The organism is Dactylosporangium sp. NPDC005572 (assembly GCF_040605515.1).
Classification (GTDB): domain Bacteria; phylum Actinomycetota; class Actinomycetes; order Mycobacteriales; family Micromonosporaceae; genus Dactylosporangium.
The window spans coordinates 1-24,334 of record NZ_JBEXCY010000179.1; the positions used below are offsets into that span (position 1 = coordinate 1).

Annotated in this window: 23 protein-coding genes and 1 pseudogene; 11 read left to right on the forward strand and 13 right to left on the reverse strand. The window is 72.4% G+C overall.

Annotation, left to right across the window (positions count from 1 at the left end; all coding sequences use genetic code 11):
* Positions 1 to 518: winged helix-turn-helix domain-containing protein (locus ABZS66_RS47225; protein WP_354769598.1), on the reverse strand; the 518-nt coding region annotated here is incomplete at its 3' end.
* Between the two features lie 42 nt (positions 519 to 560).
* Entirely contained in the window at positions 561 to 914 is a 354-nt protein-coding gene (locus ABZS66_RS47230; RefSeq protein ID WP_354769599.1) for a hypothetical protein, read from the reverse strand.
* Between ABZS66_RS47230 and ABZS66_RS47235 the strand changes: the two genes are divergently transcribed.
* The 3 genes from ABZS66_RS47235 to ABZS66_RS47245 are packed head-to-tail and all read left to right on the forward strand — an operon-like array spanning position 897 to position 2,906.
* Positions 897 to 1,985: an ATP-binding protein gene (locus tag ABZS66_RS47235; RefSeq protein WP_354769600.1), complete on the forward strand. Its 1,089-nt coding sequence runs from the start codon at positions 897 to 899 to the stop codon at positions 1,983 to 1,985. The genes ABZS66_RS47230 and ABZS66_RS47235 overlap by 18 nt on opposite strands.
* A 10-nt stretch (positions 1,986 to 1,995) precedes the next feature.
* Positions 1,996 to 2,514: a roadblock/LC7 domain-containing protein gene (locus ABZS66_RS47240; RefSeq protein WP_354769601.1), complete on the forward strand. Its 519-nt coding sequence runs from the start codon at positions 1,996 to 1,998 to the stop codon at positions 2,512 to 2,514.
* 5 nt (positions 2,515 to 2,519) lie between these two features.
* A complete protein-coding gene (locus tag ABZS66_RS47245) occupies positions 2,520 to 2,906 on the forward strand; it encodes a DUF742 domain-containing protein (protein ID WP_354769602.1) in 387 nt (128 codons plus the stop codon).
* A gap of 1 nt (position 2,907) precedes the next feature.
* On the opposite strand, the gene ABZS66_RS47250 is transcribed toward ABZS66_RS47245, so the two are convergent.
* From ABZS66_RS47250 to ABZS66_RS47270, 5 genes are all read right to left on the reverse strand, one after another.
* Positions 2,908 to 3,366, reverse strand: a complete 459-nt coding sequence (locus ABZS66_RS47250; protein WP_354769603.1) for an SRPBCC family protein — start codon at positions 3,364 to 3,366, stop codon at positions 2,908 to 2,910.
* A 36-nt stretch (positions 3,367 to 3,402) separates the two neighbouring features.
* Positions 3,403 to 3,840: a hypothetical protein gene (locus ABZS66_RS47255; protein ID WP_354769604.1), complete on the reverse strand. Its 438-nt coding sequence runs from the start codon at positions 3,838 to 3,840 to the stop codon at positions 3,403 to 3,405.
* Positions 3,841 to 3,968: 128 nt separating this feature from the next.
* Positions 3,969 to 4,247, reverse strand: coding sequence for a GlsB/YeaQ/YmgE family stress response membrane protein (locus ABZS66_RS47260; RefSeq protein ID WP_354769605.1), 279 nt, complete (start codon positions 4,245 to 4,247; stop codon positions 3,969 to 3,971).
* Positions 4,248 to 4,318: 71 nt separating this feature from the next.
* A complete protein-coding gene (locus ABZS66_RS47265) occupies positions 4,319 to 4,855 on the reverse strand; it encodes a DUF6886 family protein (protein WP_354769606.1) in 537 nt (178 codons plus the stop codon).
* Positions 4,845 to 5,615 carry a PIG-L deacetylase family protein gene (locus ABZS66_RS47270; protein ID WP_354769607.1) on the reverse strand — a complete coding sequence of 257 codons (771 nt, stop codon included), beginning with the start codon at positions 5,613 to 5,615 and terminating at the stop codon, positions 4,845 to 4,847. Before ABZS66_RS47270 ends, ABZS66_RS47265 begins: the two co-directional genes overlap by 11 nt.
* Positions 5,616 to 5,644: 29 nt before the next feature.
* Here ABZS66_RS47270 and ABZS66_RS47275 point away from each other — a divergent pair, with 29 nt between their 5' ends.
* On the forward strand, positions 5,645 to 6,541 hold the full coding sequence (locus tag ABZS66_RS47275) for an alpha/beta hydrolase (protein WP_354769608.1): 897 nt from the start codon (positions 5,645 to 5,647) through the stop codon (positions 6,539 to 6,541).
* 2 nt (positions 6,542 to 6,543) lie between these two features.
* Here the strand turns inward: ABZS66_RS47275 and ctaD are convergent, their stop codons facing one another.
* From ctaD to ABZS66_RS47295, 4 genes and pseudogenes are all read right to left on the reverse strand, one after another.
* Positions 6,544 to 8,268, reverse strand: a complete 1,725-nt coding sequence (gene ctaD, locus ABZS66_RS47280) for a cytochrome c oxidase subunit I (protein ID WP_354769609.1) — start codon at positions 8,266 to 8,268, stop codon at positions 6,544 to 6,546.
* A 95-nt stretch (positions 8,269 to 8,363) separates the two neighbouring features.
* A complete protein-coding gene (locus ABZS66_RS47285; protein WP_354769610.1) occupies positions 8,364 to 9,062 on the reverse strand; it encodes a hypothetical protein in 699 nt (232 codons plus the stop codon).
* A 16-nt stretch (positions 9,063 to 9,078) separates the two neighbouring features.
* Positions 9,079 to 9,963: pseudogene (locus ABZS66_RS47290) on the reverse strand (SDR family NAD(P)-dependent oxidoreductase).
* A 718-nt stretch (positions 9,964 to 10,681) separates the two neighbouring features.
* Positions 10,682 to 12,103, reverse strand: a complete 1,422-nt coding sequence (locus tag ABZS66_RS47295; RefSeq protein WP_354769611.1) for a WGR domain-containing protein — start codon at positions 12,101 to 12,103, stop codon at positions 10,682 to 10,684.
* 76 nt (positions 12,104 to 12,179) lie between these two features.
* On the opposite strand from ABZS66_RS47295, the gene ABZS66_RS47300 reads away from it, so the two are divergent.
* Positions 12,180 to 13,100, forward strand: coding sequence for a DUF389 domain-containing protein (locus ABZS66_RS47300; protein ID WP_354769612.1), 921 nt, complete (start codon positions 12,180 to 12,182; stop codon positions 13,098 to 13,100).
* On the forward strand, positions 13,093 to 14,046 hold the full coding sequence (locus ABZS66_RS47305; protein ID WP_354769613.1) for a small ribosomal subunit Rsm22 family protein: 954 nt from the start codon (positions 13,093 to 13,095) through the stop codon (positions 14,044 to 14,046). The genes ABZS66_RS47300 and ABZS66_RS47305 overlap by 8 nt, the downstream gene beginning before the upstream one ends.
* Here the strand turns inward: ABZS66_RS47305 and ABZS66_RS47310 are convergent, their stop codons facing one another.
* Positions 14,047 to 15,858: a glycoside hydrolase family 9 protein gene (locus tag ABZS66_RS47310; protein WP_354769614.1), complete on the reverse strand. Its 1,812-nt coding sequence runs from the start codon at positions 15,856 to 15,858 to the stop codon at positions 14,047 to 14,049. It lies immediately after the preceding gene.
* Positions 15,859 to 16,127: 269 nt separating this feature from the next.
* Between ABZS66_RS47310 and ABZS66_RS47315 the strand changes: the two genes are divergently transcribed.
* The 4 genes from ABZS66_RS47315 to ABZS66_RS47330 are packed head-to-tail and all read left to right on the forward strand — an operon-like array spanning position 16,128 to position 20,251.
* Positions 16,128 to 16,649 (forward strand): SRPBCC family protein, encoded by a 522-nt coding sequence (locus ABZS66_RS47315; protein WP_354769615.1) that lies wholly within the window; start codon positions 16,128 to 16,130, stop codon positions 16,647 to 16,649.
* Between the two features lie 43 nt (positions 16,650 to 16,692).
* The gene (locus ABZS66_RS47320; RefSeq protein ID WP_354769616.1) at positions 16,693 to 17,217 is read left to right on the forward strand and encodes a PadR family transcriptional regulator; all 525 of its coding nucleotides are present in this window, start codon (positions 16,693 to 16,695) and stop codon (positions 17,215 to 17,217) included.
* Positions 17,218 to 17,261: 44 nt separating this feature from the next.
* On the forward strand, positions 17,262 to 17,975 hold the full coding sequence (locus ABZS66_RS47325; protein WP_354769617.1) for an ABC transporter ATP-binding protein: 714 nt from the start codon (positions 17,262 to 17,264) through the stop codon (positions 17,973 to 17,975).
* Positions 17,972 to 20,251 (forward strand): FtsX-like permease family protein, encoded by a 2,280-nt coding sequence (locus tag ABZS66_RS47330; RefSeq protein ID WP_354769618.1) that lies wholly within the window; start codon positions 17,972 to 17,974, stop codon positions 20,249 to 20,251. The genes ABZS66_RS47325 and ABZS66_RS47330 overlap by 4 nt, the downstream gene beginning before the upstream one ends.
* A gap of 94 nt (positions 20,252 to 20,345) precedes the next feature.
* Here the strand turns inward: ABZS66_RS47330 and ABZS66_RS47335 are convergent, their stop codons facing one another.
* The gene (locus tag ABZS66_RS47335) at positions 20,346 to 23,096 is read right to left on the reverse strand and encodes a cellulose binding domain-containing protein (RefSeq protein WP_354769619.1); all 2,751 of its coding nucleotides are present in this window, start codon (positions 23,094 to 23,096) and stop codon (positions 20,346 to 20,348) included.
* Positions 23,097 to 23,216: 120 nt separating this feature from the next.
* Here ABZS66_RS47335 and ABZS66_RS47340 point away from each other — a divergent pair, with 120 nt between their 5' ends.
* A complete protein-coding gene (locus tag ABZS66_RS47340; protein WP_354769620.1) occupies positions 23,217 to 24,284 on the forward strand; it encodes a hypothetical protein in 1,068 nt (355 codons plus the stop codon).
* Positions 24,285 to 24,334: the final 50 nt, after the last annotated feature.

Consider the following 24,334-nt stretch of genomic DNA (forward strand, 5'->3'; position numbering starts at 1 on the left):
GGGTGAGCCTGGGCGAGATAAGAGTCACGATGATGTTGATGACCTCGAAGACCGCGCTCGAGGCGCTCGGCCTCGGCGGCGACCCACCCGGCCGGGTCGGCGTCGGCGAGCGCCGGCCCGCGCCACAGGTCGAGGGCCTCGCGGAGCAGCGCCGCCGGGTCGTCGGCTCCACTGTGGACGGTCTCGACGGCCCGCTCGAACCGGGCCGCGTCGACGTCGGCCGGGTCGACACACAGGGCGTACCCGGGCTCGCGGGTCTGCACGACGCCGTCGAGCCCGCACCGGCTGAGCGCCTGCCGCAGCCGGGCGACGTGGCTGTGCAGCGACCGCAGCGCGGTGCGCGGCGGCTCCTCGCCCCACAGCGCCTCGACGAGCCGCCAGGTCGGCACGACGGCGCCGGGCTGCAACGCGAGCGCGCCGACGAGCGCCCGGTGCCGGCCGCCGGTCAGCTCGGCCCGCCCGTTCGGCCCGACGACCTCGACGGCGCCCAGGATGGCGACGACGCTCCTCGATGCCATGGGCCACCCTAGGCCGCCGCCGGGCATCGGCGGTGTCCGATTTCAGCGCCCGATCGGCTCGGAAGGCGTCACCGTCGGGAGCGGGTCGGCGACGTCCCGGGGTGGCGGCCGGTCCTCGTCCGTGAGCCGTCGGTCACTCCAGGCCACCTGCCCGCAATCGGGCTGAGAACCGGCATAAACGGGGCTGGATGGCTTGATCCGGCCCCGGTAGGTTGGCGGCATGCCGACGTTCGAGGCCGCACCGTGACGCTCCGCCGCTGGCTCCTCGCCCAGCGCAGAAGTCGTGACGGTACCGCCGAAATGCTGCTCCGCCTGCACCGCCGCAACCAGGCGCTGCTGCACCGGCAACTGGCCGTGCTCGACGGACTCGAACGCCGCGTGGACGACGTCGGCCACCTCGGCGCCCTGTTCGGCGCCGACCACCTCGGCGCGCAGATGCGCCGCAACGCCGAGCGGGCGATCCTGCTCGCCGGCGAGCGCCCGGGCCGGCGGTGGACGCGCCCGGTGCCGCTGGTCGACGTGGCCCGGTCGGCCGCCGCGTCGGTCGAGCGCCAGGCCGCCGTCCTGGTGACCGTGCCGCCCGCGCCCCGGCTGGCCGGCCCGGCCGTGACCGACGTGCTGCACCTGCTGACCGAGCTGATCGAGAACGCGACCAAAGCGTGCGCCGGGGACGGCACCGTGTGGGTCACCGGGGAGCGGGATTCCCAGTGGTACCGGCTGATCGTCCGCGACCAGGGCAGCGGGATGGCGCCGGCCGGCCTGGCCGCCGCCCGCGACGCGGTCGCGCGACCCTTCCGCCCGTTCGATCCGGACCGCGCCGGGCTGCGGCTGGCGGGACGGCTGGCCCGGGCGCAGGGGGCCCGGATCGACCTGGAAGAATCTTCGCGGGGCGGGACGGTCGTTCAGGTCCGCATCCCCCTGACCTTGATCCTGACCACCGACGATGCATCAGCTCCGTCCACGGACGCCCCGCGGGGGCCGGGTGTCCAGGCGGAGGCAGGCCCTTCGGCGGGGCCGGGCACCGGCTCCTCGTCGGGCCCGGACACTGCTCGCTCCGAGGACCTGCGCGCTCCGGCACCGCCGGGGCCGCCGCGGTTGCTGGGCGTGCTGGAAGGGCCGGGCTCGTATTACGGGCCCGCCCTTCCCGAGACGGCCGGCGCCGCCGACGGCCCGGGGCGGGCCGCGGCGGCGGACGGCCCGGTGCTGCCCGTGCGGACGCCGCGGGCGGTGCCGTCGGGGTCGGCCGGGCTTGCCCGGCGGCGGCAGGATGGAGAGCAGGACGGGGCGGGCCGGCGTCCGGCCGACCGCACGGCCCGGTTCCGGGAGCGCGTCGCCAGTCGCGGCGCGGCCTCCTCCGCCGGGCCGCTCGGCCTGCCGTCCACTGTGGATTTCGCGGTGGACGGGGTCGTGGAGCCCGCGGGAATCGGCACCGCGGACTCCGGTGGGGACGACGACGCGAAAGCGTAGGAGGACGATGATGACGCGACCGGCATCGGCGCCGGCCATGGCGGACCTGCACCGGCTGCTCGACGACCTCGTGAACGAGGTACCGGGCACCGAGGTGGCGGTGTTGCTGTCGACCGACGGGCTGCCGCTGGCCGCGTCGCGGGAGGTGTCCCGCGACACCGGCGAGCTCGTCGCGGCCGCGGCCGCGGGCCTGCACGCCCTCGCCGTCGTGGCGGGCGCGAAGATCCACGACGGCAGGACGCTGCGCGTCATCGTCGAGATGGAGCACGTCCTGCTCGCGATCGAGCCGGCCGGCGACAGCGCCGTGCTCGCGGTCGCGTTCAGCGGCGCCCCCGACCCGGCCTCGGTCAACGGCCCGGTGACGGCGGCCGCCGAACGGGCCGCCAAGGCCCTCGCCGCGGTCCACGCCGCGCGCCGCGCCAACCTCCCCGCCGGAGAGTCCGCGCCGAAGCCCGGGCGGCACGCGCGGGCCGACGACGGCCCGGAGCCTGACGCATCGGCCGGGCGGCACGCGTTCGCCGCCGGGTGAGCGCCGTGACCGACGAGCCGGTTGCCGACCTGGCGGACGAGACCTGGCTGGACGAGGAGGCCGGGCCCCTGGTCCGGCTCTACGCGCTGACCCGCGGACGGGTGACCGCGCAGGCCGACGGGCTCGACATGGCCGCGCTGGTGACCACGGCGACGTCGTCGGACGACCACGCGGAGGTCTCGCCGGAGCAGCGCGAGATCCTGCGGCACTGCGTGCGGCCCGTCTCGGTGGCCGAGGTCGCGGCGCACCTCGGGGTGCCGCTCGGCACGGCCCGGGTGCTGCTCGCCGACCTGCGGGCGGCCGGCCTGGTCGTGGCCGGGCCGGACCGCGGCGTCGAGGTGCCCTCCGAGCTGCTGCTCGGCAAGGTCCTCAACGCGCTGCTGGACCTCTGAGTCAGCCGGCCTCGACCAGCGCCGCGAGGTTGTCGAGGGCCATGCGGGTGCCGAGCTCGTTGTCGGCGCGCGGGACGGCGTCGGGCAGGTTCTCGTGGTGCATCGTGACCTCGGTGCCGCTGCCGGAGTCGCGCAACGTGGTGGTCAGCGTCATCGAGCCGCCCATCGCCGGGTCGGCGGCCTCGAACTCGAACACCTCGACGACCTGCTCGCCGGGCACCAGGCGGGCGAAGTGCCCGTGGTAGGTGTCGGTGTGCGCCCCCGACTTCCCGGCCTCGTCACCGGCGGTGTACGTGAGCGACACGCGGAAGCGGCCGCCCTCGCGCGCCTCGAACTCGTGGACCTCGCTGGTCATGTTCGTGGGCACCCGCCACCGCGCGATCGCGCCCGGGTCGAGCAGCGCCCGGTAGACCGCCTCGCGCGGGGCGTTGACGTGCCGCGACATCGTCGTCGAGTACATGCTTGGAGCCTAGTTCAGCCCTGGCTCAGCCCTACTTCAGCCCACGACGATGATCAGCGCCTCGTCGTCGGCCAGCGCGGCGATGCCGTCGCGGAGGATGGCCACCGTGTCCCGGGCCGCCGCCGCGGAGTCGCCCTCGTCGGTGCGCAGACCGGCCTCGACGAACGCGGCGTGGAAGAGGTGGCCGGGGAAGGCGCTCGGGTCGAGCCGCGGCAGGAGCCGCCGGTGCTCGGTCGTGACGACCGTGTAGAACGTGTCGTCCTCGGTCCCGCCGATCGGCTCCTCGTGGCCGTTGCCCGACAGCGAGACGCCCTGGTCCTCCAGCACGTCGAGCACGACCAGGACGACGAAGCCCGACCAGCCGAAACCCGAGGCCAGCTCCCGGCCGTGCTCGGCGAGCACGCGGGCGGGCTCGCGCACGAAGTCGGGGAGCAACTTGGTGTTGAGGACGCCGAAGGACGCAGTGACCGACATAGCGTCGTACCGTACCTGGAAGGCCTACCGCCGGCACGCGACGACCCCCGGCCGCGGCTGCGGACCGGGGGTCGTGTATCGATGCGGTCAGATCGGGTTCAGAGCCGACAGGCCCCGACCAAAATCAGCTAGAGTGCCCGTCGTCCACGGCCGGAGACCCCGGCGACCAGGGCCACGCCGACAGCCGCGAGGATGACCTGGACCAGCAGCTCACCCCAGTCGACGCCCGGGGTGTTCGTCGAGATGCCGATGGCGTTGGCCAGGACGGTGCCCAGCAGCGCCGCGATGATGCCCACGACCATGGTCAGCAGGATCGACATGCTCTGCCGGCCGGGAACCACCAGCCGGCCCAGCGCGCCGACGATGATTCCGACGATCAGCGCCGTGATGATTCCGGTGACAGTCACTGTTCCTCCTCGAGCACTACCGGAATGTCCGTCGAATCGATGGTTCCCGTAGTGGCTCGAGTCGAAACACGCTACTGGCGGGGAAGGGCGTTGCGGAGGCGGATGCCGCTGAACTCGATCGTGCTCGCCACCACCACGTCCCACCACGGCCACAGGTTGGGCAGGACGCGCAGCTGGATGCCGGCCGCGGCGTGGCAGGCGAACAGGTCGCCGACGGGTTCGGGCGGGCCGAGCGGCGTCACCGGCTCGGTGGCGATGTGGGCGTGCGGGTTCGGCCCGGGGAACGGGGCGAAGGCGGCGGCCGGGAAGCGGTACGCGTAGAGCCGCACCGCGCGCATCGCCTCCAGCCAGCCGTACTCGATCACGTGCACGCGGTCGCCGCAGCCCGCGCCGACGATCCGGTCGCGGTCCGCGGCGGTCGTCGCCGGACCGGCCCACGCCAGGCCACGGGGGCACTGGCGCGGGAACCAGTAGTCGGGCGCGCGGGCGGCGTCGACCGCCCAGACGTACGCCTCCGGCTGCTCCGCCGTCGCGGCGACATGCGGTGCGAAGCGCGTGATCGTCGGGTCCTCGGAGAAGTGCAGGACCTCGCCGGGCTCAGGCAGCACCGTCCGTCACCCACGGCGGCGGGCCGGTGAAGGCGAGCAGGTGCACGTCGAACAGCACGGCCGCCTCGACGCCCAGTGCCGGTCCGGCCTGCCTGGCCATCCAGGTGAGGAACGGGGCCGGCTCGGGGCCGCCGACGCCGAGGCCCTTGGTGTACTCGGCGTGGGCCTCCAGCGACCGGATCCCGGCCTGGAGCGGCTCGCCGGTCACGTCGACGCCGTGCGTGGGCACGTTCGCGCCGGCGAGGGCGACCAGCCGGACGCCGCCCCACGGCTCCAGGCCCTCGTCGGCCAGTTCGGGGAAGATCCAGCGGTTGCCGGCGTCGCGGGCGGCGTCGAGCGTGGCGAGCCCGACCGCGCGGTGGTCGGCCTGGTTGGTCATCCCGCCGCCGAACCGGACGTCGAACGAGCCGCTGACGATGATCTCGGGCCGGTGCCTGCGGATCGCGCGCACGATGTCGCGGCGCAGGTCGTTGCCGTACTCCACGACGCCGTCGCGGTGGTCGAGGAACTCCACGACGCCGACGCCGACCTCGCGGGCGCCGGCGCGCTCCTCCTGCTCGCGCAGCGGCCCGGCCTTGTCGGGGTGCAGGCTGTCGATGCCGGCCTCGCCGCGGGTCGCCAGCAGGTACGTCACGGTCTTGCCCTGCGCGGTCCACTTCGCGACGGCCGCGGCCGTGCCGTATTCGATGTCGTCGGGGTGCGCGGCCACGGCGAGACAGCGGTCCCAGTCCTCCGGCAGCGGCGGCAGTGGTTGGGTCATGCCGATCACGCTACGGGATACTGACCCGTATGGACCTGTCCCGCCTGCACCCGCAGGCGCGCGCCGCGCTCGGCGTGCAGCGCCGCGAGCCACTGACTGTCGCCAATCTGACCGCCGTCCGGCACAGCATGGTGGCGGCGGTCCCCGACGAGGTGGGGCTCGTCCATGCGCCCGGCACCGTGGTGGACGTGGACGCGAACGGTGTGCCGGCCCGCCTCTTCCGGCACGGCACCGCCGTCGTCGTGTACGCCCACGGCGGCGGCTGGGTGCTCGGCGACCTCGACACGCACGACGGTCTCTGCCGGGCGCTCGCGGCCGAGACCGGCTGGTCGGTCCTGGCGGTGGACTACCGCCGCGCCCCCGAGCACCCGTTCCCGGCTGCGCCGGACGACCTGGACACGGCCCTGGCCTGGCTCCGTTCGTCCGGCCCGGCGCTCGGCCTGGACCCCGCGCGGATCGCCGTCGCCGGCGACTCGGCCGGCGGTCACCTGGCGACGGTGGCGGCCCGCCGGGCCCGCGACGCCGGCCGCCCGCCGGCCGCGCAGCTGCTGATCTGCCCGGTCGTCGAACCGGCCCAGGACTACCCCGACCTGGACGACTACGGCCTGCACCGCGAGGAGATGGCGTTCTTCTGGGACGCCTACGTCCCGCCCGGCGTGGACCGCTCAGCCGCCGACCTGTCCCCGCACCTGGCCGACCTCGCCGGGATGCCGCCGACCGTGATCGTCACCGCCGAGCTGGACATCCTGCGGCCCGAGGCCGAGCGCTACGCCGCGGCCCTGTCGGCGGCCGGGGTGCCGGTGGTCAGCGCCTGCTACCAGGGCATGGTCCACAACTTCCCGCGCAAGCTGGCCCTGTTCGACGCCGCCCACGCCGCGCTGGCCCAACTCGGTGCGGCGCTGCGCCACTGGGTGCCGGTGGCCTGAGCTCAGTCCTCGATCGCGTCCCGGTCGGACGCCTCGTCCAGGCGCCGCTCGGCGCCCTCTTTGCGGGGCGCGGCCGCCGCCAGCTCGGGGAACTTGGCGTCGAACGCCGGGCGCTCGGAGTGGATGCGGGGCATCACGTCGAAGTTGCGCAGTGGCGGCGGGCAGCTCGTGGCCCACTCCAGGGAGTTGCCGTGGCCCCACGGGTCGTTCACCGCCACGACCCGGCCGGTCTTGTACGACTTCCACATGTTGTACAGGAACGGGAGCGTCGAGGCGCCGAGGATGAACGAGCCGATCGTGGAGATCGTGTTCAGCGTGGTGAAGCCGTCGGTGGGCAGGTAGTCGGCGTACCGGCGGGGCATGCCCTGCGTGCCCAGCCAGTGCTGCACCAGGAACGTGGTGTGGAAGCCGACGAAGGTGAGCCAGAAGTGGACCTTGCCCAGGCGCTCGTCGAGCATCCGGCCGAACATCTTCGGGAACCAGAAGTACACCCCGGAGTACACGGCGAACACGATCGTGCCGAACAGCACGTAGTGGAAGTGCGCCACGACGAAGTAGCTGTCGGTGACGTGGAAGTCGATCGGCGGGCTTGCCAGCAGTACACCGGAAAGACCGCCGAGGAGGAACGTCACCAGGAACCCGATCGCGAAGAGCATGGGGGTCTCGAAGGTCAGTTGGCCGCGCCACATTGAGCCGGTCCAGTTGAAGAACTTCATGCCGGTCGGGATCGCGATCAGGAAGCTGAGGAAGCTGAAGAACGGCAGCAGCACCTGGCCGGTGCCGAACATGTGGTGCGCCCACACGCTCATCGACAGCGCGCCGATCGCGATCGTGGCGCCGACCATGCCCTTGTAGCCGTAGACGGGCTTGCGGCTGAAGACCGGGATGACCTCGGTGATGATGCCGAAGAACGGCAGCGCCACGATGTACACCTCGGGATGGCCGAAGAACCAGAACAGGTGCTGCCAGAGCAGCGCGCCGCCGGACTCGGCGACGAAGACCTTGGCGTCGAGCTTGCGGTCGGCCAGCAGTACCAGCAGCGCCGCCGCCAGCAGCGGGAACACCATGATGACCATCAGGCCGGTGATGAGGATGTTCCAGGTGAAGATGGGCAGCCGGAACATCGTCATGCCGGGCGCGCGCAGCGTGAGGATCGTGGTGATGATGTTGACGGCGCCGAGGATCGTGCCGAGGCCGGAGAGGACCAGGCCGACGATCCACAGGTCGGCGCCGATGCCGGGCGAGTTCGTGTCGTCGTTGAGCGGCGCGTAGGCGAACCAGCCGAAGTCGGCCGCGCCGTTCGGGGTGGCGAAGCCGGCCACGACGAGGCCGCCGCCGAGCAGGTACAGCCAGTAGGCCAGCGCGTTGAGCCGCGGGAACGCGACGTCGGGCGCGCCGATCTGCAGCGGCACGATGTAGTTGGCGAACGCGAACACGATCGGCGTCGCGAACAGCAGCAGCATGATCGTGCCGTGGATGGTGAACAGCTGGTTGTACTGCTCCGGCGACAGGAACTGCAGGCCGGGCCGGGCCAGCTCGGCCCGCATGAGCAGGGCCATCACCCCGCCGGCGATGAAGAAGACGAACGAGGTGAACAGGTACAGGATGCCGATCTGCTTCGCGTCGGTCGTGCGCAGCTGCCTGGCCGCGGCCGAGCCCGGCACCAGGCGGCGGACCGGCCCGGGCCGCGTCGGGATCGTCCCCGGCACCAGCTTCGTCGTGGTCACTGGGTGTTCCCCTCGCACGCGGTGATGTTGCGGCCAGCCGCCTACCCGTGCGCGACCCGGTGAAACGCGTCTGGTCGCCTCGCCGTCGGCCGCCCCTACATGCGCTTCTTGGCCTTCTTGGCGGCGGCGTCGATCTCGCGCTCGGCCTCCTCGGCGGCGCCGCGGCGGCGGAGCACGGCGAAGCCGGGGATGCCGATGATCGCCTGGCGCAGGTCGCGGGTGACCTCGAGCAGCTCGTGGATGTCGGGCCCGGCCCGGTCGAGCGAGGCGAGGATCGGCAGCACGTCGGTGTTGAGGTGATGCGCGAGCTTCGGCAGCTCGTCGATCATGCGGATCGCCGCGTCGACCTCCTCCGGCGACAGCTCCTCGACGAACCGTTTGAGCCCCGGCTCATAGGCGACGATGAGCTGCGCCGCCGTCGCCGCGGTCTGCCCGGCCTGGGTGACCACGGCACCGGCCTCGGCGGCGGTCTGCCGCGCCTGCGTCACGAGCGCCGCGGCCTCGGCCGAGGTCTGCGCCGAGTGCGTCACGATCGCGTCGACGCGCTGGGTGAGATCGACCGCCCGGTCCACGATCGCGGTCGCCCGCTCGGTCGCGGCCCGGGCGTCGTCCACGGCCTGCTGCGCGGCGTCGAGGGAGGCGGTGGCCCGCGCGACCAGCACCTCCACGCCGTCGACGATCCGCACCACCCGCCCCGGCAGCGCCATCACGCCGGCGGCAACACCGACCGCCCTCCCGGCAGTGGAGAAGGCAAGGTCGACGAGCTCGGAAGGGCGCGGCAGCAGCAGTCGCACCCGACCATTGTGCCCTTCACCAGACATCGACACCGTATCGGGCACCAAGATCCGCAACACCCCAGGCCCGCCCGCTCATGGCCAGCACGTCCGCGTCACCGGCGAGCGCGACGACGACCCGCCCGACCCCTTCGGGCGACTGCGACCCGTCCATGTCGAGATACTCGGCGAACTGCATGACCCCTTCGGTCCGCACCAGCCCCGGATACAGCGAGACGGAGGCGATGCCGTCGCCCTCGAGCGCCGCGGCAACGGCGAGCGAGAGCCGGTCGTCGGCGGCCTTGGCGACGCTGTACGCCACCGGCTGCCGCAGATCATGCCGCTCCCCGACCTCCATGGACACGGTGACGACGAGCCCGCCCCCGGTGCCGCGCAGCAGCGGCACACACTTGGCGGTGGTGACTTAGTGGGCCCGCACGCCCGCCGCGAACATGGCGTCCCAGAGCTCGGGGGGCTGCTCCCAGAAGGGAAGATTCCACTCCTCCCAGCCCCCGGCGTTGAGCCGCTCGTACCCGCCCCAGACGTTGTTGACGAGCAGATCCAGCCCACGCCCTTCGCGTCCGATCCGCCCCACGACGACCTCGACCTGCGCGTCGTCCCGATGATCACAGACGACCCCGTGCCCGACGCCCCCGGCAAGGTCCACGGCCCGAGCCACGTCGTCGACGGTCCCCGGAAGATGCCCACTGCTCCCACCGGCCTCGGAGGACCGCCCGGTGACCCACACCTCCCATCCCCCGCGCCCGAGCGCAAGGGCAATCCCCCGCCCAACACCACGACTCCCACCGGTAACCAACGCAACCCGCCGCCTCGTCATGCGCCGAAACGCTACGCCGCGCACCATTGGGAACCCCACGTAAAACGCACAGTTCCATGATCGATGGCGATATCTGGCTGCCATGACAACCAGAACACGCCATGGATCATGAGGGCGAGTCCAATTCGACCAACACGGAAGAAAGCACGGCGCCCGAGCAACGACCGCAGAGAAGCGGCCGACCACCGACGACTACGGGCGGCAGGGCGGGGCACCGACGCGGGCCGGGCACGGCGGCACGGCCCGGGGACGCGAAGGGCGGAGGGCGGCGACGCGGCGCGGGAGCCACGACGCGGAGGGGTGGGGCGCGAGGCGAGGCGGGCGGCGCGAGGCGGCGCGGAGGCAGGGAGTCGCGGCGGGCTGCGATACGACGTGGGGGCCAAGGCGAGACGAGCCAACGGCCTGGCGGTGCGGCGGGGCGGCCCGGTGGCGCGAAGGCGGCGGGCGACGGGCGGCGGGCGGCGGGCGGCGGGCGGCGGGCGGCGGGCGGATCGAAGCAGCGAACGGCTTGAACCGCCACGGCGTGGGGGCCGGTCGATCTCCCGACGCGCGGAACTCCGGCAAGCGGCGGGCGCCCCGGCAACAGCAACGCGTGCGGGCGGCCGGGCGGGCGGACAGCGGGCGGCCCCGAGCCAGGTGGGGCTGAGCCGCCCGACCGAGGCGAGGGTGCGGGTACGGGCGTGCCGAGCGGGCCCGGGCCGCTCCACGCGCGTGCGGGCGGTCAGCCGAGCGGGTCGGGCCGCTCGGAACGCGGGCGAGCGGTGCCGAGCGAGCCGGGCGCTCGGCACCACGCGCGGTGGGGTCAGACCAGGCGGCGGATCTCGCCGTGTGTGCGGTAGAAGCCGCCGCGGGCGGACTCGCGGATGCCGGGGACTACGTAGCGGGCGCCGGACTCGCGGATGTTCTTCGGGAACTGCACCTGCCAGTCCTGGTGGTAGCCGGACGTGACGACGCGGATGCGGAGGCGGCCGCCCTGGTCGACGCACTCCAGGACGACGCCGTCGGCCGGGTCGGAGATCTCCTCGACGGTGGCGGACGGGGCGACGGACTCCATGGCGCGCGGGGCCTTCACGTCGACGTACTCCGGGACGACGCCCTGCTCGGCCGCGCGCACCGCCTCCTCGCTGGCGTCGATGCAGGCCAGCGAGCCGTCGGTGGTGACGATGTAGAGCTTCTCGTCGTGATACTGCATCGAGTAGGCGCTGCCGCAGCCCGTGCCGAGCTTCCACAGGCGGTTGCCGGCGGCGTCGAAGCAGTAGACCGACGAGCGGTAGTCGCCGGCGAAGACGTAGCGGCCGTCGGGGGACGTCGCGTTGGAGAAGATGGTGGCGTCGCAGCGGTAGGTGACGCCGGTCTTGCCGTCCTTGCCGAAGGACAGCACCGAGTTGGACGACATGCCGGCGTAGAGCATGTCGCGCTCCTGCCAGCCGAAGAGGACGGCGCCGGTGGTCGACTGGTGCCAGCGCTCCGCGCCGGTGCCCAGGTCGTAGCTGGTCACGCCGCCGCTGGTGCCGTGGTGGACGCCGACGGCGTCGCAGCGGACCATCCAGCCGCTGGAGCCCTTGCTCTTCTTGCGCCAGAGGAACTCGTCCTCGTGGTCGATGGCGCAGACGCCGCCCTTGTCGTCGGAGACGCCGAGGACGCCGTCGTAGATGTCGAGCCAGTAGATGTCGATGTCGGGGGCGATCGCGTAGGCCAGCCGCGGGACCTTGCCGGTCAGGTCGTAGACGTTGCCGTCGTCGCAGCCGGCATAGATCCACTGGTCGTCGGCGACAATGCACTTGACGCCGTCGGGCAGCTGGAACTGCCGGTCGACCGTCGCGTCGTGCTTGAGCACGGTGATCGTGCCCTTCTCGTTGCCGACCATGCACACGTCGTCGTTGATGAAGATGCCGAACGCGGGGGCGCCCGAGCGGTACTTCCACAGCACCGGCGCGGTCTTCGACGTCGACCGCTGGCTCTGGATGACCCGCCGGGTCACCGACCGGGGCGCCCGCTGCCCCTCGACGGCCGGCGCGTAGCCCTTGCGGACCTTCTCACCGATCTTCTTCTGGGCGTCGGCCTGCGCCTTGACCTCGTCGGCATACGACGTCGTCTTGCTCTGGCCGGCGTCGCCGATCCGCCCGTACCGAATCGTGATCTCGTTGCCGTCTACGGTGACCTCGTAGAACTTGTGCGCGCTTCCGGCGTCCTCGGACAGTTCGAGATACGTGGTCTGGGGCATCGGTCGACAAACCTTCCTAGAGGGGGATCGAAGGGGCGGCGTCAGCCTAGCGAGCCGGTACGACAAAATCTCATCCGTGCTGCATCTGAGGGTCATCAGCCCGCCCGCCGACACCGAGCGGGTCGTCGAGCTGCTCACCGTGGAGGCCGGCGCGACGAACCTCGTCGTGCTCCCCGGGGCGGCCCGGCAACCGGAGGGCGACGTCGTCATGTGCGACGTCGTGCGCGAGGCCGGCAGTCCGGTGCTGGCCAGACTCCGGAAGATGGGCCTCCACGAGCGCGGTTCGATCGCGATCGAGAACGTCGACGTCGCGCTCGGAAGGGTCGCGCGGCAGGCGTCCGACGCCGCGCCCGGGCTCGCCGCCGACGCCGTGGTATGGGACGAGATCGAGCAGAAGACCGGCGACGAGACCGACCTCTCCGGCACGTACCTGCTGATGCTCGGCATCGCGACCATCATCGCCGGCATCGGCGTGCTGCTCGACCAGCCGATCCTCATCGTCGGCGCGATGGTCGTCGGCCCGGAGTTCGGCCCGCTCGCCGCCCTGTGCGTCGGCATCGTCCGGGCGCGCACAAAGCTGGCGAGACGAGCGCTGACCGCCCTCGGTGTCGGATTCCCGATCGCGATCGCGGCGACGACGGTCAACACCTGGCTGCTCGACCTGATCGGCCTGGTCGACAAGGACATGCTGCTGCGCGACCGGCCGCTCACCGACTTCATCTGGCAGCCCGACGCGTTCTCCTGGATCGTCGGCTTCTTCGCCGGCATCGCCGGCATGCTGTCGCTGACCAGCTCGAAGGCCGGGCCGCTGATCGGCGTGCTCATCTCGGTGACGACCGTGCCGGCGGCGGCGAACGTCGCGGCCGCACTCGCCTACGGCGTGTGGCACGAGGCCTGGGGCTCGACGGTCCAGCTGTTCCTCAACCTCGCGGCGATCGTCGTCGCCGGGGTGCTGACCCTGCTCGTCCAGCGCTGGTGGTGGCGCCGTCGTGTCTGACCTGCGGGAAGCCCTCGACGCCGTCCTGGAGGACGTGCCCCCGGCCCGCCTGGCCGACTCGGTGCAGCGCCTGATCACGGAGTACCGCAGCGGGCTGCCGGCCGGCGAGCCACTGCTGCGCAACATGGTCGACGCGACCGCGTACGCCGCCTACCGGATGCCGGCCACGCACGCCGCCGTCGCGAAGGCCCTCGCGATGCTGCCCCCGATCGAGCCCCGGAGCCTGCTCGACGTCGGCGGCGGGACGGGCGCGGCGACGTGGGCGGCCGTCGACGCCTTCGGGCCGCTCGACGCAACAGTGCTCGACCAGGTGCCGGAGGCGCTGCGGCTCGGCGAGCGGATCGCGAAGGGCCGGCTGGCCGCGCAGTGGCAGGAGTGGCACCTCGGCGAGCCGCTGACCGAGGCCGACCTCATCACGGTGTCGTACCTCATGACGGAGCTGACCGAGGACGACCAGCGCGCGCTGGTGGCCGCGGCCGGCGCCGCCGCGCGCCAGGCACTGGTCATCGTCGAACCCGGGACGCCCGAGGGGTACCGCCGGATCCTCAAGGCCAGGGACGAGCTCATGGCCGCCGGATGGACCGTCGCGGCGCCCTGCCCGCACCAGGGCGCCTGCGGCATGGTGGGCCGGGACTGGTGCCACTTCTCGGCCCGGATCAACCGGTCGGCGCTGCACCGGCGGCTCAAGGACGCGCGGCTGGGACACGAGGACGAGAAGTTCTCGTTCGTCGCCGTCACCCGGGCCGGCAACGACGTGACGGGGCGGGTCGTGCGCCACCCCGCGTTCCGTAAGGGGCTGGTCACGCTGCAGGTGTGCCAGCCGGACACCACGGTCGGGCCGGTGCTGGTGCCGAAGCGGGAGGGCGCGCGGTACAAGGCGGCCAGAGACGCGGAATGGGGCGACCAATGGCCGCCCCATTCCGATGATGCCGATGATGCCGAGTGACTACGAGTTGTCCGCCACGAAGGACGAGACGTAGGCCAGCGCCGAGTTCCAGTTGATGGTGAGCTCGTTCGTCGACCACGACTTGATGTCGTCCATGTAGCACAGCTGCGGCTTGCAGCCCTTCAGCGCCGCCGAGGCGACCTCGTCCTGCAGCTGCGAGTTGGGACCGCCGGCCAGGGTGCCGCGCGGCGGGTTCGGCAGCTTCGGGTCGAGCTGGTGCGCGTACCAGCGGCTGTGCTGGTTCTTCGACGCCTTCTCGCCGTAGCCGGTCACGTACGACTGGTTCAGCGCGTTGCGGCCGAACAGGTAGTCCATGCCGGACAGGACGCCGTCACGGTACTGCTGCTTGCCGGTCAGGTCGAAGGCGGTGGCCACGACGGCCAGGTTGTTCAGGATCTGCGCGTTCGAGGCCCAGTCGTACCCGTTGCTCGGCGCGTACGGCTGGCCGTACGCCTGGTCCGCGATCACCTTCAGGTAGCGGTCCGCACCGGCAACCACGGACTGGCGGACCTTGTCGCGGTCGGCGAGCTTGCTGTCGACGGTCGCCAGGTCAAGGCGGCCCAGCGCGGCGGTGTTCTGCCAGTCGAAGGCGCGGTCGAACACGTCGGCCTTGTGGACCGGCGAGCTCGTCACGTCCGTCGAGTACTGCTTGTCACCGGTGGTGAGGTACAGCTCGGCGGCGGCCCAGTAGAACTCGTCGGAGACGTTCCAGTCGCCGTAGGCGCCGCCGCCGACCCCGTCGGCGTCCGAGGCCATCAGGCCGGGGTTGGCCTTGGCGGCCGTGTACGCCTTCTTCGCCGACGCGAGCAGCTTGGCCGAGTAGGCCTTGTCGTACTCGGCGAAGACGCGGGCACCCTGGGCGGCGGCCGCGGCCAGGTTCAGCGTCGCCGCGGTCGACGGCGGCTTGAGCTGGCGCTGCTGCGGGTCGGCGGCCGGGTCCATCGGCAGGCCGGTCCAGGCCACGTCGTGGATCTTGTGGTGGGCCATGCCGGCGAGCTTCTCGCCGTCCGGCACCTGCATCTTCATGAGGAAGTCGAGCTCCCAGCGCGCCTCGTCGAGCACGTCGGGGGTCTTGCCGCCCTGCTCGGGCAGGCGGAGCTCGCGGGCCTTCGACGCCTTCGGCGCGCGCTCGTAGGTGCTCAGCAGCTGCGCGACCGAGATGCCGCCGTTGACGACGTACTTGCCGTGGTCACCGGCGTCGTACCAGCCGCCCGTGACGTCGAGGGTGTAGTTGCAGCTGCCCGGCGCGCACGGGACCTTGGTGTCGCCGCCGTTGGGGGTGTCGGCGGTGTGGCCCGCCTTGCGGCCGTAGCCGGGCGCGATCTTGTCGTCGATCGCGATGCCGGAGCGCTGTGGGTAGAAGAAGGACAGCGAGTCGACGCTGAGCTGCTTGTACGCCTTGGGGTCGAGGTCGAACGGCAGGCTGGCCTTGCCGTCCACCTCCAGCGTGTAGGTGGAGCCTGCGCCGCGGTAGTCGCTGAAGTCCACGACGTGCGTGTTCTGGCCGGAGCTGGCGTCCATGCCCTTCGGCTGTGACTCGCCGGAGGCGACGACCTTGCCCGCCTTGTCCTTGAGCTGCCAGGCCAGCGGCTGGCTGGAGTCCGAGATGACCGTCGCCCGCTTCGGGCCGTCCGGCAGGTAGCCGACCTGGTTGACCCGGACCGGCGTGTCCGGGATCGAGTCCGGGGTGGCCGGGAATGCGTAGGCGCTGCCGTCGTTGGCACCGGTACCGGGGAGTCCGCCGTCGTTGCCGGCGAACACGATGGGCAGGGCAACCGCGGGAACCGCGATGATCGCCGCGATTGCGGCCATCCGGGCTCGACGCGAAAGGGCAGGCAGGCGCACCAGCTCTCCTAGTTGGGATCGGTTGCGAGGGAGGTCGCATCGGGTCACACCCAGGGGATAAATCGGGTGATAGCCGTTGCGTTCGGGCGAACCTACCGGGACCCCTGACGGGCAAATCGGGCGTATCGCCTTGAATGTGACCTGGGTCACTCCCGAGAGCGCCCGATGGCACATTTCCTCGTACGGATGGAGGAGGGGAGTTTGCGCAGGTCGCGCGTATATGCTTCGCTGGGCATATGAACTTCGACCCTGGACCACCCGCCGAGGTGGCCTACCGGTCCACCGACGACGGCCGGTGGACACTGCGCTTCGTGCGCGACCTGCGCCACCCGCCCGCCCGGGTCTGGCGCACCCTGACCGAGCCGGACCTGCTCGCGCAGTGGGCCCCGTTCACCGCCGATCGCGATCTCGGGACACCCGGGCCGGCGACGCTGACGATGATCGACGGTGAGGTGGCGGTCCCGCTGGACGCCGTGGTCACGTCCGTCGAGGCGCCGAGGCTCCTGCAGTACACCTGGGGAGAGGATCTTCTCCGCTGGGAGCTCGCGGCGACGGGCGAGGGAACGCGCCTCACGCTCTGGCACACACTCGCCGACCGGGACTTCGTCTCGAAGGTGGCCGCCGGCTGGCACCAGTGCGTGCGGGTCATGGAACTGCTGCTCGACGGCACCCCGCATCCGCCGGTGCGCGGCGCGGACGCGCTCAACCACGGTTGGTCCGCATTGGAGGAGTCGTACCGCAAGACGCTCTCTACATGAGGTGTATACACGGCATGTATACATGTCGTGTAGAGTGCTGCGCATGTCCATCGGTCAAGCGTTTCTGGGGCTGCTCGAGTCCCAGCCACGACACGGTTACGACCTGAAGCGGGCCTATGACGAGCGGTTCGGCGCCGACCGGCCGCTCGCCTACGGCCAGGTGTATGCCACGCTCTCCCGCCTGCTGAAGCACGGCTTCGTGACAGTCGACGGGGTCGAGCCCGGCGAGGGTCCCGACCGCAAGCGGTATGCCATCACCCCGGCCGGCGTGGCCGACATCGAGCGGTGGCTCGGGCAGCCGGAGAAGCCCGAGCCGTATCTGCAGAGCGTGCTCTACACGAAGGTCGTGCTCGCGCTGCTCACCGAGCGGCCGGCGGCCGAGCTGCTCGACACCCAGCGCGCCGAGCACCTGCGGCTGATGCGCGAGCTGACCCGGCGCAAGGCCGACGGCGACCTGACCGACCAGCTCATCTGCGACCACGCCCTGTTCCACCTCGAGGCCGACCTGCGCTGGCTGGAGCTGACCGCCGCGCGCCTCGACGAGCTGGCGAAGCGGGTGCGGTCGTGAGCGGTCCGGAGCGCAGCGGAGGGGCCGCTCATCATGAGCTCAGCGTGAAACTCGGGTGGCCGGAGCGAAGCGGAGGCCAGCCGAGTGCGCTGCTCGTGGCCGAGGAGCTGACCAAGACGTTCGGCAGCACGCCGGCGCTGGCCGGTGCGTCGATGTCGGTCGCCGCCGGCGAGATCGTCGCGGTGATGGGGCCGTCCGGCTCGGGGAAGTCGACGCTGCTGCACTGCCTGGCCGGGATCGTGCGGCCCGACTCGGGCGTGGTGCGGTATCGCGACCAGGAGCTGTCGGCCATGTCCGACGCGCGCCGCAGCGCGCTGCGGCGCGGCGAGTTCGGGTTCGTGTTCCAGTTCGGGCAGCTCGTGCCCGAGCTGACCTGTGTGGAGAACGTGGCGCTGCCGCTGCGGCTCGACGGGGTGCGGCGCCGGGAGGCGCAGCGGCGGGCGGCCGAGTGGCTGGCCCGGCTGGAGATCGACCACGTGGCCGGCAAGCGGCCGGGCGAGGTGTCCGGTGGCGAGGGGCAGCGGGTCGCGGTGGCCCGGGCGCTGGTCACCGGGGCGCGGGTGGTGTTCGCCGACGAGCCGACCGGGGCGCTCGACTCGCTCAACGGCGAGCGGGTCATGAAGCTGTTCACGGCCGCGGCCCGCGACAGCGGCGCCGCCGTGGTGCTGGTGACGCACGAGCCGCGGGTCGCCGCCTACTCCGACCGCGAGGTCGTCGTCCGCGACGGCAAGGCCCTCGACCTGGCGCGCGCCGCATGAACCGGTGGCTCGCCGACGTCGGGCTCGGGGCCCGGCTGGCGCTCGGGGGCGGGCGGGAAGGCCTGCTGCGCACCGCGCTGACGGCGGTCGGGGTGGCGCTCGGCGTCGCCGTGCTGCTGCTGTCGGTGTCGGTGCCGACGATGCTCGGCGCCCGCGAGGCGCGCGGGGACGCACGCGACGACGTGAACTGGGGTGGCGACACACCGGCGCGGACCGAGCACACCGTGCTCTCGCTGGCCGCCGACGACACGTTCAACGGCAAGCCGGTGCGCGTGCGGTACGTGATGGCCGAGGGCGCCGACCCGGTGCTGCCGCCAGGCGTGCAGGCGCTCCCGCCGGCCGGTTCGATGCTGGTCTCCCCCGCCCTGCGGCGGCTGCTCGAGTCGCCCGACGGCGCCCTGCTGCGCGAGCGGCACGCGGCGCCGATCGCCGGCACGATCGGCGATGCGGGGCTCGCCGGGCCGGCCGAGCTCGCGCTGTATCAGGTGCGCACCGACCTGCGCGAGGAGCAGTCCCGGGTGGTGCGCCTGACGTCGTACGGGTCGACGACCCCGGACGAGGGGCTCGACCCGTTCCTGCTGCTGCTCGTCGTCGTCATCTTCGTGGTGCTGCTCATGCCGGTGGCGATGTTCGTCGCCGCGGCGACCCGGTTCGGCGGCGAGCAGCGCGACCGGCGGCTGGCCGCGGTGCGGCTGGCCGGCGCCGACACCGGGATGGCCCGGCGCATCGCGGCCGGTGAGGCGGTCGTCAGCGCCGCCGGCGGCGTGCTGCTCGGCGGCGTGTTCTTCCTGATCGGGCGGCAGCTCGTCGAGCGGTTCGAGGTGGCGCAGCTCAGCGTGTTCGCCACCGACGTGCGGCCGGCGCCGGCCCTCACCGTGCTCATCGTGGTCGCCGTGCCGCTGGCCGCGCTCGCGATGACGCTGCTCGCCATGCGCCGGGTCGTCGTCGAGCCGCTCGGCGTGGTCCGGCGGGCGGCCGCCCGCACCAGGCCCCGCCTGTGGTGGCGGGTCCTCCTGCCGGTCGGCGGGCTCGGGCTGCTGTACCCATTGCTCGGCACGAGGGGGGCGGAGTTCAACCCGTGGCAGGCCGTCGGCGGCGTCGTGCTCCTGCTGCTCGGCGTCGCGACCCTGCTGCCGTGGATGTTCGACCGGCTGGTCGCCCGGCTCGCCGGCGCGGGGGCGCTGTCGTGGCAGCTCGCGGTCCGGCGGCTCCAGCTGACCGGCGGCAGCTCGGTGCGGGCTGTCAACGCGATCGCCGTCGCCGCGGCCGGCACGATCGCGCTGCAGATGCTGTTCTCGGCGGCCCAGGCGGAGTACACGAAGCCGACCGACCAGGACCTCTCCCGCGCCCAGGCGGTGACCATGGTCAGCGACTCGGAGCTGGGCCACGTCAGCGGCCCCGCCGACGTCGACGCCCGCCTGCGGGCCACCCGCGGCGTGGTCGGTGTGAGCACGTACCGGCGCGGCATCGCGAAGACGTCGGCCACGGACGTGAACGGCGACGCCGAGACCGTCGAGGCCCTCGTCGCCGACTGCACCGTCCTGCGCGAGCTGGCGACCCTGCCCACCTGCGCCGACGGCGACGCGTTCCTGCTCACCCCCGCGCTCGCCGGCCGGACGGTGGAGATCAACGACCGGCCGTTCACGGTGCCGGCGTCGGCCCGCCCGGTGACCGCCCGCCCCGACCCGTGGGGCGAACGCCACGAGGGCCTGCTGCTCACCCCGTCGGTGGCGCCGCCGGCCCCGTCCACGGCGACGTTCGTGTCGTTCGTCCGCCTCGACCCGGCCGACCCCGACGCCGACGAGCGCCTCCGCACGGCGGCCGCGGCCATCAGCCCGACGATGGACGTCGACATCCTGATGCGGCAGTCGACCGACACGACGTTCGCCGGCATCCGCCGCGGCCTCTACGCGGGCGCGACGGTCACCCTGCTGCTGGTCGGCCTGAGCCTGCTGGTCGGCACGCTGGAGCAGCTCCGCGAGCGCCGCCGCACGCTGGCCGCGCTGGTCGCCTTCGGCGCCCGCCGCACCACGCTGGGCTGGTCGATCCTGTGGCAGACGGCGGTCCCGGTGGCGCTGGGCCTGGTGCTGGCCACGGCCCTGGGCCTGGGCCTGGGCGCGGTCCTGCTGCGGATCGTGGCGGTCCCGATCCGCCCCGACTGGACGAGCGTGGGCTCGGTGACGGCCATCTCGGCGGCGGTCGTCCTCCTGGTGACGGTGGCCAGCCTGCCGGCCCTGTGGCGCCTGATGCGCCCGGAGGGCCTCCGCTTCGAGTGACCCCGCCCCGCGGCTGCACGGTGGGCCGCACCGTGCAGGGCGGAAAGGGGCCGGTCCCCGCGGTTGGCGACGCGGGGACCGGCTGGAAGGGAGGTTACGCTACCGTGCAGGCCGTGCCGTTCAGGGTGAACGTGCCCGGCTTGCCGTTCGTGGTGTTGTTCCAGCTCGCGATGAAGCCGAAGTCCACCGTGCCGCCGTTGGCGGCGATCGTTCTGGTGTAGTCGGCGTTCGAGACCGAGACGTTCGGGCCGGGGCTCGTGGCCACGCCGCCCCAGATCTGCTGGATCACCTGGCCGTTCGGGAATGTCCAGGTCAGGGTCCAACCGTTGATCGCGGACGAGCCGCGGTTCGTGATCTTCACCGCGCCCTGGAAGGCGCCGCCCCACTGGCCCGCCACCGAGTACGCCACCGTGCAGCCCCCGGCGGAGGACTGGGACGGGGACGCCGACGCGGACGTGGAGCGCGACGGGGACGTCGAGACCGACGGGGACGGGGACGCCGAGGAGCGCGACACCGACGGGGACGGCGACGCCGAGAACGACGACGGCGGAGCGCCCGTGCGGTCACCGTAGATGATGCCGCGGCCGTTCGTGCCGAGGTACACCCGGCCGTAGATGCGCGGGTCGCCGGTGACGGTGTCGCCGATGTTGCCGTACTGGTGCTGGTCGTCGTTGATCCGGACCCAGCTGGCGGCGTTGTCGTCGGAGCGGTACACGCCCTTCTTGCCGTCGACCTGGCCGACCATGAAGACCGCCGGGTTCGGGCGGCCGGGGGCGCCCTTGCCGAAGCCGATCGCGTCGGCGGCCTGCACCGTGGAGACCTTCGTGAACGTGGTGCCGAAGTCGGTCGACCGGTAGAGGCCGCCGGTCTTGCCGGAGAGCCAGATCTCGCCGGAGACGCCGGGGACGGCCTTGAAGAGCGCCGTCGACGGCAGGCCCGACGCGGCGGCGGTGAACGTGGCCCCGCCGTTGCGCGAGACGTAGAACGTGCCGCCCGAGAAGCCGTAGAAGATGCTCGAGTTGACCCGGTCCGACTCCACGATCGCGTTCTGCGGGATGCCGGAGGCCTGCGTCCAGCTGTTGCCGAAGCCGACCGAGTACACGACGGCGCTGTTCTTGGGCGCCCACACGAACCGCGAGCCGTCGGCCGCGGCCGAGATCGTGCCGCCCTCGTTGATGCCGCCCGGCTCCGAGCCCTGGAACCAGTTGGCGCCGCCGTCGGTGGAGAACGCGGCGTGGCTGTCGTTGGGGCGGTCGGCGTCGGTGAAGTTGCCGGCGCGCACCATGACGCTCGGGTTGAGCTCGGCGTAGTCCAGGCTCGTCGTCGACGTGAACGCCGGCGCCGTGAACATCATCGACGGTACCGCGTCGAGGTTGGTGTGGCGGAAGCCGCCGATGTCACCGAGGGCCGACACCAGCGGCGCCCCGCTGGGCGGGCTGATGAGGTCGAGGACGGCGGTCTCCTCCAGGCCGGGCGCCATCGGCTTGATCGTGATCTGGCCGCCCGAGTCCCACGTGGTGAGGTCGGTGCTGCCGTAGATCGTGGCGCCGGTGCCGTACATGAACCGGTTGGAGTTGAACGGGTCGATCTCGAGCGCCTCGTTCATCCAGCCCAGCTTCGGCGTCACCTCGGGCGGCTGGGGGTTCGTGCCGAAGGTCAGCCACGGCGAGCGGGTGATGTCCATCTTGTACCGGAAGCTGCGGTTGGGGTAGCTCGTCCAGTCCCAGATCCGGGTCCACGTGGCTCCGCCGTCGGTGCTGCGGAAGAAGATCGCGTCGGGCCACCACGAGATCTGGGTGGCGACCATGATCGTGTTCGGGTGCTGGCGGTCGATCGTCAGGCCGCTGTAGCCGAAGTAGTCGTCGCTGCTCGACGACGGGATCGGGCTGATCTGCGTCCAGGTGCCGGTGGCGGTGGCGTACTTCCACACGTCGCCCTTGCCGCCGTCGTACGGGCCGCCGGTGTCGGACGTGGTGAGGTACAGGTAGCCGCCGCTGGTGTCGAGCACACCCTTGTGCGCGATGTACCCGGTCGGCTGGCCGGCGACGCGCTCCCACGTCGAGCCGCCGTTCGTGGTGCGGTAGACGGTGTTCTGCTTGTCGGCGACGCCGACGTAGATGGTCTGGGTGGCGTTTCCGGCGGTACCGGTGCGCTTGTCGAACGTCACCCAGACGACGCCCTGGTTGTCGTTGAGGTACTGGTTGGGGTCGCTCGGGTCCTGCGCGTAGTTGCCGACGTTGGGGAAGTTCGTGACCTTCGCCCAGGTGACGCCGGAGTCGGTGCTGCGCCAGAGGCCGTTGCCGCTCGGCGCCCCGAAGTACAGGACGGAGTTCTTGTTGGGGTCGATGGCGAGCCGCTCGCCCATCCCACGGCCGGGCATGTTGCCGCCCACCTTGAACGGCAGGGCCGTCGACTGCCACGTCGCGCCCTTGTCCGACGAGCGCAGGATGGCGCCGTTGTTGGGGTCCCAGCTGTTGGTGTACATGCCCACGGCGGCGTACACCTTGTTCGGGTCGACGGCGTCGGTGGCGAGGCTGGCCACGCCGTTCCAGCCCCAGTTGTCCTGGCCCACCCAGTCCAGCAGCGGGATCCAGCGGTTGGTGGCGGGGTCGAGGCGGTACGCCCCGCCGATGTCGGTGCGAGCGTAGACGAGGTTCGCCTGGCTCTGGTTGAAGATGATCCCGGGGACGAAGCCGCCCCCCTCGATCTGGACGTTCTTGAACGCGTAGGGGTCGGCGGCCGCGGCCTCCGCCGGCCGGACGGCGGTCTGCACGGCGACGCCGACCGCGGCGACCGCCACGGCGGCGACGACGAGGACGCCGACTCTCGTCGATCTGTTTCGCATACGGCGCATGCTCGGAGCGCGCAACCGGGCCGGTCAACGAACCTGTCGCGACACGCAGGTCAAGCGCTTCGACAGTGTGAAAGTCTCACGGTCGGTGACCGACCCGGTAGGTTGTCGCGGGTGAGAGCACGACCGCTGATCGCGCTCGCCGTCGCGCTGGCGCTCGGCGGGTGGCTGCTGGTCGCTCGTCCGGCGCACCCTCCGGTACCGCCGCCGCAGCCCCAGCAGGCGCAGACTCCCGCCCCGCAGGCCGTGACCCAGCGACCGACGTCGATCACGGCACGCCTGGCCGACGGCTCGGCGTTCACGCCGCAGTTCTACCCGGACGCCGCCACCGCGATCGGGACCGTCCGCACGCCCGACGCGACGGCCGAGCGCCTCGTGCTGCGGCGCGACGGCGCGGAGCGGGAGCTGCGGCGGGTGCCGGTCGAGCGCTACCCGCAGTTCCTCGGGTTCACGGCGGCCGACGGGGTCCTCTACTGGGCCGAGTCGACCGCCACGACCGCCGGGCCGTGGGAGACGCGCATGTGGAAGGCGGCGCTGGACGGCGGGGCACCCGTCTCGCTGACCACCGACGCGGGCGCCGCGGTCTTCTTCGACTCGCAGTTCGACCTGGTGGTCGCGGAGGGCCGGCTGCACTGGATCGCCGCGCCGCCGGACGACTCGGACCGCACCGAGCTGCGCAGCGTGTCACTCGCCGGCGGGAAGGTCACCGTCGACTCGCTCCCCGGCCGCTTTCGCTGGACGACGTGGCCCTGGCTGCAGAGCGCCGACGTGCAGAGCGGCCCGGTGGAGCTCGTCGACCGGACGACCGGCCAGCGGCGGACGGTGGCCGCGACCGCGGCCGAGACCCTGGGCTGCACGCCGGCCTGGTGCCGGTCGGTGGCCCCGACGGCGAGCGGCAACCTGTTCCAGGTCCTGCGCGCGGACGGCGCCGACCGCCGGCGCATCCCCGGCGAGGTGAACGCGGTGACGGTGGACGTCGGCCTGATGGACCGCTACGAGGTGCTCACCGAGCTGGCCGACGAGAAGGTGCGCGTGCTCGCGTACGACCTGCGCGACGGCACGATGAAGGTGCTCGCCGCGGACGTCGGCGTGGTCGGCGCCCGCGGCCCGGTGGTCTTCTGGTCGACGGGCGCCGCGGCCCCCGAGACCTGGAACGCCCTGGACCTGCGCACGCTGCCCTAACTTGATCTTTAACCTCGCCGTCGGGGTCGTGGCTTGCTCGGTTTCTTCTT

Coding starts and splice junctions, on each gene's coding strand:
- ABZS66_RS47240 (WP_354769601.1), top strand. CDS start 1,996: ATGACGCGACCGGCATCGGCGCCGGCCATGGCGGACCTGCACCGGCTG.
- ABZS66_RS47250 (WP_354769603.1), bottom strand. CDS start 3,366: ATGTACTCGACGACGATGTCGCGGCACGTCAACGCCCCGCGCGAGGCG.
- ABZS66_RS47255 (WP_354769604.1), bottom strand. CDS start 3,840: ATGTCGGTCACTGCGTCCTTCGGCGTCCTCAACACCAAGTTGCTCCCC.
- ABZS66_RS47270 (WP_354769607.1), bottom strand. CDS start 5,615: ATGACCCAACCACTGCCGCCGCTGCCGGAGGACTGGGACCGCTGTCTC.
- ABZS66_RS47275 (WP_354769608.1), top strand. CDS start 5,645: ATGGACCTGTCCCGCCTGCACCCGCAGGCGCGCGCCGCGCTCGGCGTG.
- ABZS66_RS47295 (WP_354769611.1), bottom strand. CDS start 12,103: ATGCCCCAGACCACGTATCTCGAACTGTCCGAGGACGCCGGAAGCGCG.
- ABZS66_RS47310 (WP_354769614.1), bottom strand. CDS start 15,858: ATGGCCGCAATCGCGGCGATCATCGCGGTTCCCGCGGTTGCCCTGCCC.
- ABZS66_RS47315 (WP_354769615.1), top strand. CDS start 16,128: ATGAACTTCGACCCTGGACCACCCGCCGAGGTGGCCTACCGGTCCACC.
- ABZS66_RS47320 (WP_354769616.1), top strand. CDS start 16,693: ATGTCCATCGGTCAAGCGTTTCTGGGGCTGCTCGAGTCCCAGCCACGA.
- ABZS66_RS47330 (WP_354769618.1), top strand. CDS start 17,972: ATGAACCGGTGGCTCGCCGACGTCGGGCTCGGGGCCCGGCTGGCGCTC.
- ABZS66_RS47335 (WP_354769619.1), bottom strand. CDS start 23,096: ATGCGAAACAGATCGACGAGAGTCGGCGTCCTCGTCGTCGCCGCCGTG.